Consider the following 19785-nt stretch of genomic DNA (forward strand, 5'->3'; position numbering starts at 1 on the left):
GTGGACTAGTTAAAATGACTGCTTTGTCTAAGCTATCTTACTAACAAATTACTTTCTGAATTGCTTACGTATTTTAGTAAACCAGCCTTTACGCTCGTTAACAGACATAACTTGTGGGCGTGTATTATCCTCTTTTAATTGTTGGCCATAATCCATAGCTTCTTTCATTAGAAATGCTTGAGAATTTAAAGGTGATAAATTATTTTCAATATAATGATATTGACCTAATTCATCTTGGTAACGTCCTTTTTGGTTATCTGAGAGTTGTAAGTTCATATAATCTAATAAACGTTTCGCAATATCTTTATCTTCAACTGGGAATAAAATTTCTACACGTTTAATCATATTTCTAGTCATTGCATCGGCGGAAGAAAGATATATGATGTCGTCGCCATTATTATGGAAATGATAGATGCGTGAATGTTCTAGGAATCTACCAACGATACTTACGACTTCAATGTTTTCACTGATTCCTGGAACACCTGGCTTGAGACAACAAATACCACGAATGATCAATTGAACTTTTACTCCTGCACAGGATGCTTCAAACAATTTAAGAATGATATCTTTATCCGTTAATGAGTTCATTTTCATGATAATCTTACCGTTACCATTTTCACGATGTGATTTGATTTCGTTATCTATTCTAGCTAAAAAGACATCACGAATATCGAAAGGTGCGACAATCAATTTGTTATATTCAGGTTTTACTGAATAGCCACTTAAATAATTGAAGAAATTAATCGCATCTTCAGCAATTTCAGCATTCGTTGTGATCAGTCCCATATCGGTATAAATATTCGCTGTTTTATCATTATAGTTACCAGTACCTAAATGAATGAATGAAGTTAATTTATTATTCATTCGCTTAACAACGAGTGCAATTTTACTATGTGTTTTCAAATGTGTCATACCATAAATAACATGACAACCTGCATCTTCCAACATTCTTGCCCAATGTACGTTGTTTTCCTCATCAAAACGTGCTTTTAATTCGACAAGCACAGTGACTTGTTTGCCATTTTCAGCTGCATTTTTCAAACTATTAATAATAGGAGAATCCTTACTTACACGATAGAGTGTTTGTTTTATTGCAATAGTATTTGGATCTTCAGCTGCTTCCCGTATAAAATCAACAATAGGTTCAAATGATTCATATGGGTGGTGGAAGAAGATATCTCTTTTTAAAGATAAATCAAAAATATTGTGATTTCCTAGAGATTGAGGTATTTGTGGGACATATTTATTATATTTCAAATATTTCAGCTTATTGGATAGGTGGTCAACTAAATCAGTCAACATGGTTAAATCGAGAGGCCCATCTACAAAATAGACTTCATTATCGTGCACATCTAGTTGGTTGATAATCCACACAATATCCTCATGTGTCGCTTGTCGGCCATCTACTTCTAAACGTACAGCAGTACCACGTTTACGCTCTTTTAAGAAGCGCTCAATTTCTATTAATAAATCTTCTGCGCCATCTTCATGAATAGTTAAGTCAGCATTACGTGTGATTCTAAACGTAAATGTGTTCAAGACCGTATATCCTGAAAATAAGTCGTTAATGAAGTAGGTGATAATATCTTCAATCAAAATGATATATTGTTTATCACCTTTGTTAAATGAATAAAATCGAGAAATAAGTGAAGGTATTTGAACGATAGCAGAATTAATATCATCTTCTGTATCGATATCTACAAAAATATTCAAGCTTTTATTATTTAATTTAGGGAAAGGATGATAAGCATCAATCCCTAAGGGCGTTAGTGTTGGCAAGATGCCATACTTAAATTCTGATTCAAGTTGAGGCAATAAATCGTCAGGTAGTTGTTCTGGTTTTATGATTTCTACTTGATATTGTTTTAAGTCATCAATTAATTCGTTATAACGCTTGTATTGTAAATCAACAATTTCCTTGTTCTTTAGCTTAATTTGATCGAGTTGTTGCTTAGGTGTTAATTGTGCTTTGTTTTCAGGTTTATCGTATCCCATTTTGACTTGATCTTGTAAGCCCGCTACGCGAACCATAAAGAATTCATCTAAATTCGAACTAAATATAGAGATAAAGTTAAGTTGTTCTAATAGTGGGTTGTTCTTATCTTGTGCTTCTTGTAATACACGGTAGTTAAAATCTAACCAACTAAGCTCTCTATTATTATAATATTGCGGTAAATTTAAGTCTTTATCTCCCAAATTTCTATGCATAACGCTTTATACACCTCGTTGTAGTCTAAAATACATATTTTGCTACGTATACCGTATCATATGAATTTTAAGATTTTGTAAAGATAATAGAAAGATTTTCTTTTAAAATTTTCTCAATATGTTTTTTTTGACGAAGTGACTGATATTCTTCAGCAATTGGTGCACCATTATAGTAAACGTATAATGTATACTCGCCATCTTTTTCTTTTAAATCTATCGACTCAACAGCACTTGTATGAGAGATGTTGAGCGCATTAACAAATTTTATAATGCCACCAAGTGATTGAACATTATCCAATTCTTTACCACGTAGCCATTCCGTCTCATGACTAAAGAATTTTAACAGTGATTTATTTTTAAAACTTGCAAGCAATGCTAATTTAACGCGGTCCTCATGTTTGAAACCATCAATCATAGAGTTAGCAATAATATAATATGTGTGCGGTGAACTAGAATCTGAATCAATAAATCTACCTAAGTAATACAGGTAAGCACCCTCGGCAAATAATGTTTTTTCGTCATCTGATACCTCAATTTTATCTAAATTGATAAGTTGTTTTAATAAAGACTGTGCCAATTTAACACGTTGATTTGCGCTCGATTCCTCTATGCCATATTCATTAGCTAAGTGGAAAAGGGCATCTTTTCTAATGTTTTCTTTTTTAAATTCTGTTGGATAACGCTCACTAATAATATTCATGGCATAGCCTTCGCGTAAACCTTTACGAGAAAATGTAAACTGCGAAGCTTCTATTTTATTAAACAGTACTTTAAAGACGGAGACAGCAGGCAGTATAATATCTACACGATCTCTACTTAAACCATCGATGTCTTTCAATTCATCACGAGAACTTTTTTTAAGTATAGAATATACCTCATCGATATTATCGTCCGTCATTGTATAATTATGGACACCGCCAATAGGGTATGAATGTTCAGATTGATGGATGCGTGCAACATTACGAGCTGAACCGCCTATCCCAACTAAAGCGACTTCTTGGTCTTTTAACCAAGCGAGTTGATCAAATTGTTTAGATAAAAATTTCTCCATATCTTTGATTGAAGATTTATCATTATGATCTTTACCGTCAAAGAATTTACGCTGTAAAGTGACGACACCAAATGGAAAACTGTGTGCTTCTATTAACTTTTTGTCTTTAAAAAGTGTAACTTCTGTAGAACCACCACCGATGTCGACAGAAACACCATCTTGGATGTCTGTGGTATGAGTAATGGCATAAAAACCATAAAATGCTTCTTCTTCTTCAGGTATTAACTTGATTTTTATATTCAGTTCTTTTTTGATGTTTTCAATAATTTTGTTTCTGTTTGTTGATTGTCTAATTGCCGCTGTAGCAATGGGATGTAATTCAGTTACTTCAAACTTATCTGCTACAGTTTTAAAACTGCTTAATGTCTTAGTTAATACTTCAATACCTTCGTTGTTCATCGCCAAATCTTTTGTTAAATATTGGCTTAGCCTTGCTGGTGTTTTAATGTTCAATAATTCGTTTAGACCTGTTTTTTTATCAAATTCGAAAATAACTAACCTGATTGTATTTGAACCGATATCAATTAATCCTATACGTTCCATGTTTGCCTCCTATGTAAAAAATGAGGTTCTATCATATGCTCTATTTTGTTTACCCTGTTCTTTCCTATATATTACATTAAAAAATAAAATTTGTGATTAAAAATTTTCATATTGTCCAATGTAAATACAAATAAGTCAATTGTTTGAATGATAATGATGAAAAAAACCAAGCATACAGTAACATCGCTACTTGTATGCTTGGTTATAATCGTTTATTTAACCTGTAAAGGACTGCCTGGACCTAATGGCCAACCTAATAAATACCAGATAATCATAAATAAAGGCCATACGATACTTAACACAATTGTATAAGGCATTAGACTCGATAATAATGAACCTAACTTCATGTTATTATCATATTTTTGTGCATATGATAATAACAGTGGTAGGTAGGGCATCATCGGTGTAATCGGATTACTTATTGAATCTCCGATGCGATAAAGCATTTGTGTGAAAGCAGGATGGAAACCTACAAGCATGAGCATAGGTATAAAAATAGGTGCTAAAATGCCCCATTTGGCAGAAGCGCTACCAATCAATAAATTGATGATTGCGCTTAACAAAATAATGCCTAAGATAAGTATGATGCCATTTTGACCTTGTAATAAGGCGGCTCCCTTAACAGCAACGATAACGCCTAAATTACTCCATTCTAAAAATGCTAGTAGTTGTGCTGCAAAAAATACGATGACGATAAATGAACCCATCGACGACATAGAATCAGCTAACATTTTACCTAAATCTTTAGAGTTTTTAAATTCCTTCATCATTAAACCATAAACTAAACCAGGTACTAAGAATAAAACAAGGATAATTAGCCCAACGCCATTAATAATAGGGGCATCGTTAAGTAAGCTACCTGTTTTAGCATTTCTTAAAAAACTGCCTTGAGGTATAGCTAAAATAATAAGTAACGCAATCATGATGAAAAAACTTATATTTGCCCAAAATACAGCGCGATTTTCTTCTGTTGTCAGTCCAGTATTTTCATCATCAACTTGAATATCAGAATTTGAGTCGTCGTATGAACCTAATCTTGGAATAACAAAGCGCATAGTTACCCAATAAACGGCGGGGAGTAAAACAAGTACACTTGCAGCAATAAAATACCAATTCATGGCCACATTGACATGAACATTGTCAGAAACAATTTTAGTCGCAGGTTCAGTAAATGCATATAATAAGGCATCTGACATACCGATCATGATATTTGCTGAAAACCCACCAATGGCTGATGCGTATGCCATCGCTAATCCTGCAATAGGATGATATCCCAATTTAATAAATACCATGGCAGTTAACGGGGGTAAAACGATAGGTGCAGCATCACCAGCTGCATTACCTAAGATTCCAATAAGTATGATGACTGGAACGATAAATTTTTTAGGTGCTTTATGTACAACTTGAACCATTAATTTGTCAAAATAACCTGTTTTTTCAGCCACACCTACACCAAGCATAACAGCTAATACGAGACCTAGAGCTGGGAATTCAGAAAAATTCTTCACAGCATCATTTAATATCATCATTAGACCGTCTTTACTTAAAATACTCTTAATAGCAATTGTATCTCCTGTACCAGGGTGTTTTACGGTGATGTGAAATAGTGAAACAATCCATGTGATAATAGCAAGTCCTAAGCACATCAAGAAAAATAAAATACTAGGATCAGGTAGTTTATTACCAACTTTTTCTACAATATTTAAAAATCTATCTACGAGTGTCGGTTTATGCTTTGTATTTGAAGTCATATGTACTACCTCCTAATTAAGTTAGCGTAAGTATATCAGAATAATCTTTTTAATTGAACAAATATTCTGAAAATAAATATGTGCTTAAGAAAAAATTTACACATATGCATGTAAAAAAGTATCAAAAAGCGTAATCAAGTTTCAATTTTCTAGAAAAGGTAATTATATAAAGAAACGTTTTTTACAGAACTGGAAATACATTTTTTAGATAGGAGAAGTGATGAATGATGGGAAGATTAAATAACAAAATCGCTATTTTGACAGGTGCAAGTACAGGTATTGGTGCTGCCTCAGCAAAAGTATTAGCGAATGAAGGTGCGCATGTATTGGCAGTGGATATTTCAGAAAAAGTGCATGACACTGTCAAAGAAATCAATAATGCAGGCAATACAGCTTCAGGTTATATCGTCGATGTGTCCGATGCGCACGCAGTTGAACGCTTTGCTCAAGCAATTAAAGAAAAGTATGGAAAAATAGACGTGCTCTTTAATAACGCTGGTGTTGATAATGCGGCGGGGCGTATTCATGAATATCCAGTTGAAGTATTCGATAAGATATTAGGTGTTGATTTAAGAGGTACATTTTTAATGACTAAATTTTTACTACCGCTTATGATGGATGAGGGCGGTTCGATTATCAATACGGCATCATTTTCTGGATTAGCTGCAGATTTAAATCGTTCAGGTTATAATGCAGCCAAAGGTGGGGTCATTAATTTCACGCGTTCGACTGCGATTGAATATGGTCGTGAAAATATTAGAGCAAATGCTATTTCACCAGGTACGATTGAAACACCACTTGTAGATAAATTAACAGGTACGGCTGAAGATGAAGCGGGTAAAGCATTTAGAGATAATCAAAAATGGGTTACACCATTAGGTAGATTAGGAACACCTGAAGAAGTTGGCAAACTTGTAGCCTTCCTTGCGTCTGATGACAGTTCATTTATAACGGGTGAGTCTATCACAATAGATGGTGGTGTTATGGCGTATACATGGCCAGGAGAAATGTTAAGTGATGATAGTTGGAAAAATACAACGAAATAATTTGGTAGCTGTTTTTATGAACGAATGTGAAATGTAGTAAAATCCACACAGTAACTGATTAAACTCAGTCTCTGTGTGGATTTTAATTTATAATTAGGTTAGCGAATATTACCAGATAATTTGATCGACAACATCATTATTTAATGATTTTACAATCTCAGTTACAAGCGCTACCGAATTTTTATAATCATCTGTGTGTAAAACGGACACATTAGAATGCATGTAACGCAATGCAACCCCGATAGAGACGGTTGGTGTGCCTTCATTAGCGACATGAATGCTGCCGGCATCAGTACCGCCACCAGCAGTGGTATCTAATTGAACAGTAATATTATGTTTTTTAGCTACGTCTTTAATATGTTTTGTGAAACCAACATGACCAATGTTGGATGCGTCCATAATAATCACAACCGGCCCATTACCAATAGCCGTATCACTGACTTGACCTGACATACCTGGCGTATCATAAGCAATGGCAACATCAATGGCAATTGCCAAATCAGGTTTGATTTTATTGGCAGCAACTTTGGCGCCACGCAGACCGACTTCTTCTTGTACATTTGCGCCAGCCACCAAGTTGATATCTATTGCTTCATTCTTTAAATTTTGTAATACATCTATGGCAAGTGCACAGCCATAGCGGTTATCAAATGCTTTAGCAGTTAAGTATTTTTGATTAGCCAATGTTTCGAATTCACTGTATGGCGTCACCATATTACCGATTTCGATGCCAAATTGTTCTGCCTCTTTTTTACTCTTAACACCAATATCAATAAACATTTCTTTCATATCAATTGTTTTTTTACGTTCCTCTGGTGATAATACGTGAGGGGGTTTTGAACCGATGATACCTCTGATTTTTTTACCTTCATCTGTTGTAATCGTTACCTTTTGCGAAAGCATGACCTGGTTCCACCAACCGCCAATGGGTGTGAATTTTAAGAAACCATTGTTATCAATTTTAGTAACGATAAAACCAACTTCGTCTAGATGACCTGCAACCATTAATGTTTTATCTCCATTAGTAGCTGATTTTTTACCAAAAATACCACCAAGATTGTCTTCGATAATTTCATCGCTTACGGGTGTTAAATAATCGTTCATTAATTCTTTGACTGCCATTTCGTGTCCAGCAATGCCATCGACATCCGTTAGTGATTTTAGTAATTTTACTGAATCATTCATAAGAATTCCCCCTTAAAAATTAATGTGTATCTATATTTTACCATTTAGAATTTAATAATATAGTTTTTTGATTGAATACAAATTCAAATCATAAGAAACAACAATGATTGTTAATCCTTACTAAAATACTAAGACTAAATGAGTGCAATATGTAATGTGTCATGTTTCAATAGTATTATAGATAAAGTGGAGGGATTAATTATGACAGAAGTTAAACATCTAACATTTGGTTCGAAAAATGCGCCAATAACAATTGAGTCGTTTATCAATTTTGCATGTCCGTTCTGCAAGAACTATTTTAAAGCAGCAGATCATGCACTCACACCTTATATTGAGTCAGGTGAAGTGCAACATGTCGTTAAACATTTTGATAAAACAAAACAAGCATTATTAAAAGGAACAGTTGCAAACATTCATTTAAATTATGACAATCCTGAAGAAACATTAGCAATTATTCGCCAATTATACGATACACAAGATCAATGGAAAGCAAGTTTTGCCACTGTTGAAGATAAAATGGCAAATGAATTTAATTTAACACCTCAAAAAGATGCAGATGAACGCTCTTTAGCAATCAATGAAGAAACTTTTGAACGCGGTATTAAAGGGATACCCACTGTATTTATTAATGACAAAAAATTTGAATTTAACCCGTTAAAAGATGAACAAGATAAAATTGAGTCATTGTTAAATGAAGCTATTTCTAAATTAAAGTAATCTATAAAATAAAAAAATCTCAAGCGTTAAAGTGATTACTTTAACGCTTGAGATTTTTTTGGCTTAGCTTGGATTAAATCATGTGAATTGCAAAAGTATTGAGTAGTTCAATGCTTATTATTTACTTTAACTTTAGCGAACTTAATCAGTTAAGCGTGTTCAATTAATTTTAATTTATAGTCCTGTATAGATTGGATACCACCATCTTTATTTTTAATGATAATATGTTCTTTTGTAATTTTTGTAGGGGAATCTACGCCTATAGCTGCAGAAATATTAAATAAGCCTTCATGTAAACTTGTAATAAAATTAGTGACACGATATTTTTTCTCATCGATGATTAATCCTTTTTCACGTTTAGGATCAGTCGTTGCCACACCTACTGGACAAGTATTCATATGACATTGTTGGCTCATAATACACCCAACACTAATCATCATGCCACGGGCGATGTTTACCAAGTCTGCGCCAAGTCCTAATGCGATAGCTATCTTATCTGGCGTTATCAATTTGCCTGATGCAAAAACTTTAATTTGATCTCTAATACCATATTTTTCCAATAATGCTGTTAAAATAGGAAGCGCTGTAAATAGAGGTAAGCCGACACCATCTTCTAATTCTTGGAATGTTGCACCAGTACCGCCTTCTCCTCCGTCGATGGTAATGAAATTAGGATATTGCTGATTTTCAACCATTGTACGAACAAGGTTTTCTACTTCAGATACTTTGCTAATGACCATTTTAAAGCCAACAGGTTTTTGTCCGGTTTGTTGTAATTCATGGACCCAATTCAATAAGGCATCTGGACTGTCGATATGCTCAAAACGGTTAGGTGAGTTTATTGTCACCCAAGGTTCTACTTTTCTTATAGAAGCGATTTCTTCTGTGACTTTGTTGCCTTGCATGTGGCCACCACGTGTTTTGGCGCCTTGTGCTAATTTGATTTCAAATGCTTTAATATGTTGATTATGGGATAAATCGATAAAGGCTTGTTGGTCAAACTTTCCTGCTTTATCACGAACACCAAATAAGCCTGGTCCAATTTGAAATATAATATCAACGTTTCCAGATAGATGATGTTCCGATAAACCACCTTCGCCCGTGTTCATCCATGTACCAGCTTGACCCAGCCCTTTTGAAAGGGCAGTGATAGCACGGCTACCTAAAGCGCCATAACTCATACCTGATTGACCTACTAAACGTTTTATTTTAAATGGATGCTTAAGTTGAGCACCTAATATAATTTGGTCTTCATCTGATAAATAGTAAGGATCTATTTCAACTTTTGTTCTATGTTCATCACGGTTAAACAAGCGTTCGTTATCAATTTTATAAATAAAAGAAGAAATCATAGGTGATTGGTCGATATGTAACTCAGCTGTTTGTAAAGGAAACATCGTGTTTTGTATATAAAAACCATCTTCATAATCATGTTGTGTTCCAAAACTTGTCATTCTAGAATTATATTTACCCGCAACGACAATATTTGTAAAATCATTTCTTGTAAATGGTTTACCTTTGGTATCAGCCAAAAATAGATACTGACGTAATTCAGGCCCAATTTTTTCTCCAAAATAACGTATGCGTGCAAGTAGTGGATAATTGCGTAGCACACTATGTTGCTTTTGTCGTTTATCTTTAAAAAGTAACACTGCCCCCATTACCAGAACACTAAATAAAAAGAATACAATTATAATATTAACGATAAATTGCAAGGTAGTTAATATAGTCATAAAAATCAGCCCCCCCTTATGTTAATTATATAGTACAACAAAATGAACATATTACAATAATATAGTGAGTTGAATAAGTAAGTTATTTGAGATTATAATATTTTAGAAAGGAAGTTGATAAAAAATTTAATAATTTGTATATACACTATAAGTAGACATGATATATTTAGTATATGTACGAATTAGGAAGGTGTCATATGACTGAGAAATCAACCGAATTAAAAAATAATAATCAGCAAGATATAAGTGTTTGGGATAACAAAAAAATTGTAAAAAGAGATTTTTGGCTTATTCCAATTTATTTATTAGCGAATAACATCATGCCACTCTTGTTATTTGCTGCTATATATATTGTCTATTCAGTATTTAATTTTAAAAATGAAACTTTTGTAACTGATGAAAACATACTAATTATGGGTGGCTTGCTTGCCGAAATCGTTATATTAGTTAGTTTTTATGCAATGCATTTAAAAGATCGTTTAATACCGATTTCCAACCAACGCATTCTTGCAATCCCTAAATATCTGTTTATCATCGTGGCGACTTATATTGTCACACTTGGATTAAATAGTTTATATGATTGGATGATGGAATTTTTACCTAAAGGATTGCAATATACAGAAACTCAAAATCAAATGCTTTTAGAAAAAATGTTTGAAAATAATTGGATGTTACCATTTCTATTTATAGATATTGTCATACTCACACCAATCATCGAAGAACTATTATTTAGACATTTAATTATTCATGAGTTAGGCAAAAAGATAACATATACTGTTGCCTCGATACTCTCAACGATATTATTTGCAAGTGTGCATGTGTTAGGTGCAACATCACTATTTGAAATCGGTAGTTATCTCATCATTGGGGCTGGTTTAGCCTTTGTATATGTGAAGAGCGGAATGAATTTGGCCGTTTCAATAACATTACATGCATTAAATAATCTCATATCATTTATAGCTATCGTTATTTTAAAATAAATGATTTTTGAGCTTATTGATGAAACAAGCTATTAAAATTGAAAAGTTAGGGAATAGTAATGCGAGAAATTAAAAAAGGTGGGCTTCTATGTTAGAACTAAAAAACATAACATATAAGATAGATAACCGGGATATTATCAATGATATAAATTTAAAAATTGAGGCAGGCGATACGATAGCAATTGTAGGGCCTTCCGGAAGTGGTAAAAGTACATTGTTGCGTTTGATTAGTAATTTGATTAGCCCAACAAAAGGAGAACTATATTTAAATGATAAGCCTTACGAACAAATAAACCCAGAACAACTACGTATGAATGTAAGTTATCTATTACAAGAAAGTGATTTATTTGATAGAACTATCGGAGAAAATCTAGCTTTTCCAGCAGAAGTTAGACAAGATAAATTCGATCGTAAACAAGCTAAACGTTTATTGAAAACAGTAGGTTTAGGTCATTATAATTTTAATACACGTGTTGAACATTTATCCGGTGGTGAAAGACAACGTATTACGATAGCGAGACAACTCATGTACACACCAAAGGTATTGCTTCTAGATGAAGCGACAAGTGCTTTGGATGTGCATAATAGTGAAAAAATAGAATCCTTAATCTTTAAATTGGCTGATGAAGGCGTTGCTATTTTATGGATTACACATAGTAATGATCAAAGTAATAGACATTTTAAAAAGAAAATTAGAATTGTGGATGGCAAAATCGATAAGGAGGAGCGTTTATCATGAGTACAACTGCACTAGCATTAACGGGTCTCCTCTTACTTTTTCCGATTATTGTTTCTTACAAAGAAAAATTACATATTATTAAAGATTTATTAATTGCGACGGTTAGAGCAATTATTCAATTAATTATTCTCGGCTTTCTATTGCATTTTATATTTGGTGTGAATCAAACATGGCTATTAATCGTATTTGTACTAGTCATTATTATTAATGCTTCGTGGAATACAATTAGTAGAGCATCTCCAGTAATGCATCATGTATTTTGGATTTCGTTTGTTGCCATTTTTGTTGGTGTAGCGTTACCTCTAGTTGGTGTCGTTTTAACAGGGGCGATAGAGTTTAAGCCTAATGAAGTGATACCGATTGCAGGTATGCTAGGTAGTAATGGTTTAATTGCTATAAATTTAGCCTATCAAAATTTAGATAGAGAATTTGTGAAAGAAATGAGCCAAATTGAATCTAAGTTAGCACTTGGTGCGAATCCCAAATTATCTTCTAAAGAAACGATACGTAATAGTGTGAAAACGGCGATTGTACCAACAATTGATTCCGTTAAAACGTATGGCATTGTTTCGATACCAGGTATGATGACCGGCTTAATTATTGGAGGCGTAGAGCCGTTACAAGCTGTTAAATTTCAATTAATGGTTGTCTTTATTCACACAACTGCGACGATTATGTCTGCGCTTATTGCGACTTATTTAAGTTATAAACAATTCTTTAATCACCGCGATCAACTGATAAGTAGACATTTAAACCAAGAAGACGCATAAATATTGGATAGACGGCGAGTATATAAAGCATTGTTCAGCATTTTAATAAAAATTTTAAAAAGAATTGAGCAGAGCTTTATTGTTATGTTTCAATATAAACACGAATCTGAGATATCTATTGATGTCTCAGGTTCTTTTTTTGTATGGTTGGATATTTGCTGTGAGAGCAAATTCAGAAGTGTTCAAACGTGTTGACGTATGGTTTATAATGTAATAGTTATGTAAAAATTTACATCTTAATTTAAGGGAGGAGTGAAAAGATGTCGATTATGAGAATTGCCACCTTTATTTTGAGTATCTTTATCGTAGGTATGGTTGAAATGATGGTTGCAGGGATTATGAATTTGATGAGCATTGACTTGCATGTTTCGGAAGCGATTATTGGACAGTTAGTGACGCTTTATGCCATCACATTTGCCATTGCAGGACCTATATTAGTGAAATTAACGAATCGGTTTTCTCCAAGACCTGTATTATTATATGCATTGCTTGTTTTTATTGTCGGAAATATGATCATTGCTTTTGCACCTAATTTTTCTATTTTAGTATTTGGACGCATCATATCATCTGCAGCAGCAGCACTTATCGTGGTTAAAATATTAGCGCTAACAGCTTTATTAACTGCGCCACAACATCGAGGGAAAATGATAGGTATTGTTTATTCAGGCTTTAGTGGCGCAAATGTACTTGGTGTACCAATTGGGACAATTATCGGTGACTTAGTTGGATGGAGATATACATTCTTATTTATTGTCTTTGTAAGTGTGTTAGTAGGTATATTGATGTATTTCTATGTACCACAACCTCAATATCAAACGGTAAATACAGAGTCTAGTACTAAGCAGCGTGAAAGTAATTATTCTAAAATACTTAGACCAGGAGAAGTCGCTAAGTTTTTAGCTATCACATTCTTATTGCTAGTTGCAAATTCTGTGACATTTATTTATATTAATCCACTTATGTTATCAAGTGGTCATGACTTATCCTTCGTATCGATTGTATTATTAATCAATGGTGTTGCAGGTGTTATTGGAACATCGATGGGTGGGTTCCTTTCAGATAAATTGACGAGTAAACGTTGGCTAACGATTGCCACTATTATATTTATCACGATGATGTTACTGTTGAATTTATTCTTATCAGTGACAGGCGTATTATTAATGATTATCTTCATATGGAATATCATGCAATGGAGTACAAATCCAGCTGTTCAAAGTGGTATTATAGAACATGTTGAAGGTGATACAAGCCAAGTGATGAGTTGGAATATGTCTAGTTTAAATGCGGGTATCGGCATTGGTGGTATTGTCGGTGGTCTAGTTGTTTCTAAAATAGATGTTTTAGCAACTACGTACTTCACTGCAGCCATCGCATTCGTAGCTTTTATTTTAATCATTAGTCTAAAGCAAATGACTAAATTTAATAGAGCCTAAGGTAAATCAATTACACTTATAAAATGAACAGTGCTTTGTATATAAAAGTGGACTTACATTCTCAATGTAGAAGAGAGGATGTAAGTCCTTTTTTTAATTTATAAAGTTGATTTTTCTATTGATTGGGCTGTATTAAAATGAATATCGCTAAGTGCAATTTTATTTTTCTTATTAGAAACTTGCGCAATAATAGCGGAAAGTAAAATATAAATTAATGTACCAATAATATAACCTATTTTTAAATCAGAAATTAATAAATAAGATTGATACAATAGCACAATAATAGCAATGATTGCCATCGTTACAAGTATTGGATAGGGTACTTTAAACGGCGATTGCTTATAAGCATCTGGATATTTTTTGGGTAGTTGCGTAGAAGCTAAAGCTGGAAAAGCAAAAACAATTAATGAAATCCCAGTACCTAACTGTGCTACAACATTTAGTGACATACCTGTAATAATAGGTAATGCACCAATAATGTAGAAAAGTAATAAAAGCCAATGAGGTGTACCAAATCGTTTGTTCACACTACCTAAACGTTTAGGTAAATAACCATCGTGTATTGCAACTAATAAACTTTTAGTTACCCAAGTAAACGTTGAATTGAGTGTAGTCGCTAATGCGAACATTGCGCCCCCAACCATGAAGAAGATGAATACTGGGGTCGGCAAGACTTCTTGCGCAACACTCGTTAATGGTCTGCCAGAAACCTCTGGAATTGGGAGTACCCCTACAGCAATAGAAGCGATAAAAGCGTATAACAAACCTACAAATATAGTTGCAATGATAATGACTATTGGAATATCTCTTTTTGGATTTTTCATTTCTCCACCTAATTCAGCAACAACTTGCGCGCCACCAGTTGCAAACGAAACAAGCCCAACGGCAGTAAAGAATCCTGTGAATCCATCCGGAAGCATGGCATGCATATTAAAAACACCAAAATCCACATGTGGAAGACCGAAAATGATAAAACAAGACAAAGCAATAATTAGAATGACAACCATTAAATTACCAATGATAGATGCTGACTTAATACCAATGATATTAACAATAAATAAAATGGTAAGTAAGGCAAAAGCAACAAGTCTAACAGGAATACCTGGTAAGAGTCCTTCTAAGTATTGTGCGAATGATAAAGCATATAAAGATAATGTAACCTGTAAAAAGATGAATAATAATAACCAAAATATCCCGATTTTAGGGGACAATAAACGACTTGTATACTGATACATACCACCAGTCGTAGGTAATGTGGATCCTAATATGGCAATTGGGAACATCGTTAGTAATGTAATGATTGCGGATAAGATAAATGCGGGTGTGATACCACTTCCGGTCATTTGTATGCCAATGCCTGTTAGCGACATGACGCCAGCACCGATAATTTGACCTATAGCAATACCCATTACATCCGTAAAGCCTAATACTTTTTTTAAGTTTGTTGCTTGTTGCATTCAATCACCTCTAAATTATATGTATTTTTAAAAATAATAAAAAAATTATAACATAATTATCCCTTAATTCATAGTAAACTTATCGGAAAACAAGAGTTAAGTTTTTGAAAAAGCTAATTATAGATAAATCAAAGGTTTTCATAGTAGAATAAAGTTAATAAAAAAATTATTAAGAGGTGTAATTTTTATGACTAATGAAAAAGAAAATATTAAAGTAAATGCATTTATTGATAGATTGAAACAATGGCAAGAGGAATTTAAAATTTTACGTTAAATTATAAATGAAACGGAATTAACTGAAGATTATAAATGGATGCATCCTTGCTACACGTTAGATGATAAAAATGTCGTTATCATACAAGACTTTAAGCATTATTGCGCATTACTTTTTGAAAAAGGTGCTATTATGGAAGATCCTTATCAATCACTTATACAACAAACTAAAAATGTACAAGCAGCAAGACAATTACGTTTCGAAAGTTTAGATGAAGTTAATCAACGTAGAGACGAGATTAAATGGTATGTTGAAGAAGCGATTAGAATAGAAAAATCAGGTGAGAAAGTACCTATGAAAAAAACTGAAGACTATGATATGCCTGAAGAATTACAAGCAAAATTAGATGCAATGCCAGAATTAAAAGAAGCATTCAATAACTTAACGCCTGGTAGACAAAGGCAATATATGTATCATATTGGTCAGGCAAAGAGAGCGGCAACACGTGAAAATCGAGTAGAAAAATATATTGATTATATATTGGATGGCAAAGGCATGAATGATTAAATACTTGAAAGCATTTGTACAAGTAAAAGAAGTTATCATGTGAACGACGTATGCAAAAATACAAAGCGGATTGCCTTATGAAGGTTAACGCTTGAGTTATGATAAAATAGCACACATTTTAGTTCAGCATCCAAAAATGAAGTTGCAACTTTATCATATATCGTATATAGTTTGCTCGAATATAAAACTACGGTTAAGTCATATTTTGAAACGTATTTTGAGAAAGAAGGTGTATGAATGCCGAGAGTTTCCAAGAGGATACAATTACTACAAGCTGCTGCAGCAATTGTAGATGAGCAAGGTAGTGAATATTTAACGCTAGATGCCGTTGCCAAAAAGGCAGGTGTCAGTAAAGGTGGGCTATTGTATCACTTTAAAAACAAGTTTGCATTAATTCAAGGTCTTGTTGATCATGCCGATGAATTATATAGAGAAAATGTGAATGGACATGTACATGCAGATAAACAAGACCAAGGGAAATGGGCACGGGCGTTTATTGAAGCGACGAGATCTCATCGTTCAGAAAATGGATCGATTACCTCAGGAATGCTTGCTGCACAAGGTATTAATAGCAATTTGTTATTACCTTTACAGGACACTTATAAAGAGTGGCAAACTAATATTGAAAATGATGGATTAGACAAAGTAGACGCTACAATTATTCGTCTGGCAGTGGATGGTTTGTGGCTTTCAGAAATATTTGGACTAGATGGACTTGATGAAAACATGAGAGAACAAGTTTTGAATAGATTAACCGAATATACGCACCCCAATAAAAATCAAGAAAGCAATGGCTAAATGTTCTAAATTAATAAAAAAATAATAAAATGTTTAATTCATGTAAACCACTGATAGTATAAGGATAATCAACTTTTGAATGTTGTTTATCCTTATTTTTTATATTTATAAAACTTGAAACTAAACCGTCTGGTTGGTACACTTATCGATGTGTTAAATAACTCTGTGGAGGTTTATAATCAATGAAAAAAGTGATGCTAACAGCAGCTTTAACAGGTGCTGGAGATACTACAGCAAAGAATAAGTGTGTTCCTGTAACACCTCAAGAGATTGCTGAATCAGCAATAAAATGTGCAAGAGCAGGCGCGACAGTTGCACATATTCATGCGAGAGATCCAGAGACAGGTGGTATTAGCCACGATGTTGAATTTTTCAAAGAAGCCGTACGACTTATTAGAGCTGCAGATGAAGATATTATTATAAATATTACGTCAGGTGGTGGCGGAGATTTTATTCCAAACCTTGAAGATCCATATCTCGCTGCAGAAGGATCTGATATACAAACACCAGAAGAAAGACATGAACCGATAGGCAGCTTACTACCTGAAATGTGTACTTTAGATTGTGGTAGTGTCAACATGGGAGATACAGTTTATTTAAGTCCAACTGATTGGTTAAGAAAACAAGCTCAACTTGTAAAAGAGGTTGGTGTTAAGCCTGAATTAGAGTGCTTTGACAGTGGTCATATTTCATTCGCTAAGCAATTAATCAGTGAAGGATTAATTGATGGTGAACCAATGTTCCAATTTTGTTTAGGTATACCTTGGGGAGCTGAAAATGATCCAGAAACGATAGAATACTTTAAAACGCGTATACCGGAGCATGCCCACTGGTCAGCATTTGGTATTGGAAGAATGCAATTTCCAACGGTTGAAGAAGCAGCAAAGCGTGGCGGCAACGTTCGTGTTGGATTAGAAGACAATTTATATTTAGCCAAAGGTGTTAAGGCAACAAATGAGCAATTAGTTGAAAAAGCTGTCGAAATATTGAACGGATTAGATATAGAACCAATGACCCCGGCAGAAGCACGTAAAAAATATCAATTAAGAGATCCACAAGGAGGAGCATAATGAAGTTTGCAGTTGTAGGTACAGGCGTTATCGGAAGTGGATGGATTACTAGAATGCTAGCTCATGGGCATGAAGTCATTGCTACAGACCCAAGTGAAGGCGCATATGAAAGAATGTTAAAACAAGTGAAACAAAATTGGCCATATGCAGAACAATTAGGTTTAGCAGAAGGCGCTGCAATCGATAATTTAACATTTACACCTTATTTGGAAGAAGCGGTTAAAGATGCAGATCATATACAAGAAAATGTTCCAGAAATTGAATCTTTAAAAGATCAAGTGCTGACAGAAATTGATTTTTATGCGAAAACAGATGCAACGATTGGTTCGAGTACTTCTGGTATTATGCCATCAGAATTGCAACAAAATTTACAACATCCTGAGAGATTGATTGTAGCGCACCCATTTCATCCAGTTTATATTTTACCGCTCGTTGAAATCGTTCCTGGTAAAGCAACAACGGAAGCAACAACATTAAAAGCTGAAGAAATTTACGAAAGCATTGGTATGGATGTACTTCATGTTAGACATGAGATTGAAGGACATGTAGCAGATAGATTAATGGAAGCACTTTGGAGAGAGGCATTGCACATTGTTAATGATGGTATAGCGACAACGGAAGAAGTTGATAAAGCATTTACACATGCTGCTGGTTTGCGCTATGCACAATATGGTCCATTCATGACTTTCCATTTGGCCGGTGGTGAAGGCGGTATGCGTCACATGCTGAAACAATTTGGTCCAGCTTTAAAAAAACCATGGACTAAATTAGTAGCACCAGAATTAACACAGGACCTGTATGACGAAGTGGTCAATGGCTGTGAATCATCTTCTCAAGGAAAAACAATGGCGGAACTTGACCAAAAACGTAATGAATTCTTAGTAAAAGTAAAACAACTTGCTGAGTCATATTGGCCAGAAGATACAACCTCTATGAAAAAGAAAACACAACAATCGGTGAAATAAAATGACAAACAAATTATATGAATACAAGACGCATGTAAATGAAGCTTGGGTCGACCATAATGGGCATATGAATGACGCAGAATATAATCGTGTATTTAGTGATGCAACGGATGCATGGCTCGCATTTTTAGGGTTAGATGTGCAAACAATTGAAACGTTGGACTACACTGTCTTTACTTTAGAAAACCACGTTATGTATTTAAAAGAAATTAAAGTAAATGAAGCGATTACTGCTACAGTTGAGTTATTTGATTACGACACCAAAAGATTACATGTGTTTATGACATTAAGTGATGAAGCAAATGATAAGTGTGCAACTTATGAGGTTATGTTAATGGGAATGAATACTAAATTGCATAAGCCTGATGCTTTTCCTACTGATATACAAAAAGCAATTGATGATTATGCACAACATGCTTCAATAAAAAAACAACCCAAAGAACTTGGACATCTTATTGGTATAAAACGTAAATAAAATTTTTGAATGAGTTTGAAACGATTGAATAAAAAGGTGTTAAAAATATTTTATATAACCAAATATTTGGTTATAAATTGTTT

At 33.8% G+C, this 19785-nt stretch carries 16 protein-coding genes and 1 pseudogene; 11 read left to right on the forward strand and 6 right to left on the reverse strand.

Annotated features, from left to right (window positions below; all coding sequences use genetic code 11):
• Positions 1 to 48: 48 nt before the first annotated feature.
• The 3 genes from M1D64_RS02140 to M1D64_RS02150 all read right to left on the reverse strand — a co-directional run bounded on the left by M1D64_RS02140 (position 49) and on the right by M1D64_RS02150 (position 5553).
• A complete protein-coding gene (locus tag M1D64_RS02140) occupies positions 49 to 2208 on the reverse strand; it encodes an RNA degradosome polyphosphate kinase (RefSeq protein WP_069821586.1) in 2160 nt (719 codons plus the stop codon).
• A 67-nt stretch (positions 2209 to 2275) separates the two neighbouring features.
• A complete protein-coding gene (gene ppx / locus M1D64_RS02145) occupies positions 2276 to 3802 on the reverse strand; it encodes an exopolyphosphatase (protein WP_069821585.1) in 1527 nt (508 codons plus the stop codon).
• A gap of 212 nt (positions 3803 to 4014) precedes the next feature.
• Positions 4015 to 5553, reverse strand: coding sequence for an AbgT family transporter (locus M1D64_RS02150; RefSeq protein WP_069821584.1), 1539 nt, complete (start codon positions 5551 to 5553; stop codon positions 4015 to 4017).
• A 227-nt stretch (positions 5554 to 5780) separates the two neighbouring features.
• On the opposite strand from M1D64_RS02150, the gene M1D64_RS02155 reads away from it, so the two are divergent.
• Entirely contained in the window at positions 5781 to 6599 is an 819-nt protein-coding gene (locus M1D64_RS02155; protein ID WP_037537770.1) for an SDR family oxidoreductase, read from the forward strand.
• Positions 6600 to 6707: 108 nt separating this feature from the next.
• On the opposite strand, the gene M1D64_RS02160 is transcribed toward M1D64_RS02155, so the two are convergent.
• The gene (locus M1D64_RS02160) at positions 6708 to 7784 is read right to left on the reverse strand and encodes a M42 family metallopeptidase (RefSeq protein WP_069821583.1); all 1077 of its coding nucleotides are present in this window, start codon (positions 7782 to 7784) and stop codon (positions 6708 to 6710) included.
• Between the two features lie 201 nt (positions 7785 to 7985).
• Between M1D64_RS02160 and M1D64_RS02165 the strand changes: the two genes are divergently transcribed.
• Complete coding sequence (locus M1D64_RS02165) at positions 7986 to 8501, forward strand: thioredoxin domain-containing protein (RefSeq protein WP_069821582.1); 516 nt, start codon at positions 7986 to 7988, stop codon at positions 8499 to 8501.
• 149 nt (positions 8502 to 8650) lie between these two features.
• Here M1D64_RS02165 and M1D64_RS02170 read toward each other — a convergent pair whose 3' ends face one another.
• Positions 8651 to 10234 carry an FMN-binding glutamate synthase family protein gene (locus M1D64_RS02170; protein WP_041079270.1) on the reverse strand — a complete coding sequence of 528 codons (1584 nt, stop codon included), beginning with the start codon at positions 10232 to 10234 and terminating at the stop codon, positions 8651 to 8653.
• 197 nt (positions 10235 to 10431) lie between these two features.
• On the opposite strand from M1D64_RS02170, the gene M1D64_RS02175 reads away from it, so the two are divergent.
• The 4 genes from M1D64_RS02175 (at position 10432) to M1D64_RS02190 (ending at position 14156) form a co-directional block, all read left to right on the forward strand.
• Complete coding sequence (locus M1D64_RS02175) at positions 10432 to 11214, forward strand: CPBP family intramembrane glutamic endopeptidase (protein ID WP_041079269.1); 783 nt, start codon at positions 10432 to 10434, stop codon at positions 11212 to 11214.
• 88 nt (positions 11215 to 11302) lie between these two features.
• The gene (locus M1D64_RS02180) at positions 11303 to 11953 is read left to right on the forward strand and encodes an ABC transporter ATP-binding protein (RefSeq protein ID WP_002482400.1); all 651 of its coding nucleotides are present in this window, start codon (positions 11303 to 11305) and stop codon (positions 11951 to 11953) included.
• On the forward strand, positions 11950 to 12723 hold the full coding sequence (locus M1D64_RS02185; RefSeq protein ID WP_011302408.1) for an ABC transporter permease: 774 nt from the start codon (positions 11950 to 11952) through the stop codon (positions 12721 to 12723). The genes M1D64_RS02180 and M1D64_RS02185 overlap by 4 nt, the downstream gene beginning before the upstream one ends.
• Before the next feature lie 260 nt (positions 12724 to 12983).
• The gene (locus M1D64_RS02190) at positions 12984 to 14156 is read left to right on the forward strand and encodes an MFS transporter (RefSeq protein WP_002482402.1); all 1173 of its coding nucleotides are present in this window, start codon (positions 12984 to 12986) and stop codon (positions 14154 to 14156) included.
• Between the two features lie 98 nt (positions 14157 to 14254).
• On the opposite strand, the gene M1D64_RS02195 is transcribed toward M1D64_RS02190, so the two are convergent.
• Positions 14255 to 15613 carry an APC family permease gene (locus M1D64_RS02195; protein ID WP_069821580.1) on the reverse strand — a complete coding sequence of 453 codons (1359 nt, stop codon included), beginning with the start codon at positions 15611 to 15613 and terminating at the stop codon, positions 14255 to 14257.
• A gap of 187 nt (positions 15614 to 15800) precedes the next feature.
• Here M1D64_RS02195 and M1D64_RS02200 point away from each other — a divergent pair.
• From M1D64_RS02200 to M1D64_RS02220, 5 genes and pseudogenes are all read left to right on the forward strand, one after another.
• Positions 15801 to 16394, forward strand: a pseudogene (locus tag M1D64_RS02200) (YdeI/OmpD-associated family protein).
• 237 nt (positions 16395 to 16631) lie between these two features.
• Positions 16632 to 17192, forward strand: coding sequence for a TetR/AcrR family transcriptional regulator (locus tag M1D64_RS02205; RefSeq protein WP_002482405.1), 561 nt, complete (start codon positions 16632 to 16634; stop codon positions 17190 to 17192).
• A gap of 182 nt (positions 17193 to 17374) precedes the next feature.
• A complete protein-coding gene (locus tag M1D64_RS02210) occupies positions 17375 to 18262 on the forward strand; it encodes a beta-keto acid cleavage family enzyme (protein ID WP_069821579.1) in 888 nt (295 codons plus the stop codon).
• A complete protein-coding gene (locus M1D64_RS02215; protein WP_069821578.1) occupies positions 18262 to 19227 on the forward strand; it encodes a 3-hydroxyacyl-CoA dehydrogenase NAD-binding domain-containing protein in 966 nt (321 codons plus the stop codon). The genes M1D64_RS02210 and M1D64_RS02215 overlap by 1 nt, the downstream gene beginning before the upstream one ends.
• A gap of 1 nt (position 19228) precedes the next feature.
• Positions 19229 to 19702 (forward strand): thioesterase family protein, encoded by a 474-nt coding sequence (locus tag M1D64_RS02220; protein ID WP_069821577.1) that lies wholly within the window; start codon positions 19229 to 19231, stop codon positions 19700 to 19702.
• The last annotated feature ends 83 nt before the right edge of the window (positions 19703 to 19785 follow it).

The organism is Staphylococcus sp. Z5-21 (assembly GCF_056529615.1).

Bases quoted from the DNA above. Each gene is read 5' to 3' on its own strand.
- M1D64_RS02140 (WP_069821586.1), bottom strand. From the start codon at position 2,208: ATGCATAGAAATTTGGGAGATAAAGACTTAAATTTACCGCAATATTAT.
- ppx (WP_069821585.1), bottom strand. From the start codon at position 3,802: ATGGAACGTATAGGATTAATTGATATCGGTTCAAATACAATCAGGTTA.
- M1D64_RS02150 (WP_069821584.1), bottom strand. From the start codon at position 5,553: ATGACTTCAAATACAAAGCATAAACCGACACTCGTAGATAGATTTTTA.
- M1D64_RS02155 (WP_037537770.1), top strand. From the start codon at position 5,781: ATGGGAAGATTAAATAACAAAATCGCTATTTTGACAGGTGCAAGTACA.
- M1D64_RS02160 (WP_069821583.1), bottom strand. From the start codon at position 7,784: ATGAATGATTCAGTAAAATTACTAAAATCACTAACGGATGTCGATGGC.
- M1D64_RS02165 (WP_069821582.1), top strand. From the start codon at position 7,986: ATGACAGAAGTTAAACATCTAACATTTGGTTCGAAAAATGCGCCAATA.
- M1D64_RS02170 (WP_041079270.1), bottom strand. From the start codon at position 10,234: ATGACTATATTAACTACCTTGCAATTTATCGTTAATATTATAATTGTA.
- M1D64_RS02175 (WP_041079269.1), top strand. From the start codon at position 10,432: ATGACTGAGAAATCAACCGAATTAAAAAATAATAATCAGCAAGATATA.
- M1D64_RS02180 (WP_002482400.1), top strand. From the start codon at position 11,303: ATGTTAGAACTAAAAAACATAACATATAAGATAGATAACCGGGATATT.
- M1D64_RS02185 (WP_011302408.1), top strand. From the start codon at position 11,950: ATGAGTACAACTGCACTAGCATTAACGGGTCTCCTCTTACTTTTTCCG.
- M1D64_RS02190 (WP_002482402.1), top strand. From the start codon at position 12,984: ATGTCGATTATGAGAATTGCCACCTTTATTTTGAGTATCTTTATCGTA.
- M1D64_RS02195 (WP_069821580.1), bottom strand. From the start codon at position 15,613: ATGCAACAAGCAACAAACTTAAAAAAAGTATTAGGCTTTACGGATGTA.
- M1D64_RS02205 (WP_002482405.1), top strand. From the start codon at position 16,632: ATGCCGAGAGTTTCCAAGAGGATACAATTACTACAAGCTGCTGCAGCA.
- M1D64_RS02210 (WP_069821579.1), top strand. From the start codon at position 17,375: ATGAAAAAAGTGATGCTAACAGCAGCTTTAACAGGTGCTGGAGATACT.
- M1D64_RS02215 (WP_069821578.1), top strand. From the start codon at position 18,262: ATGAAGTTTGCAGTTGTAGGTACAGGCGTTATCGGAAGTGGATGGATT.
- M1D64_RS02220 (WP_069821577.1), top strand. From the start codon at position 19,229: ATGACAAACAAATTATATGAATACAAGACGCATGTAAATGAAGCTTGG.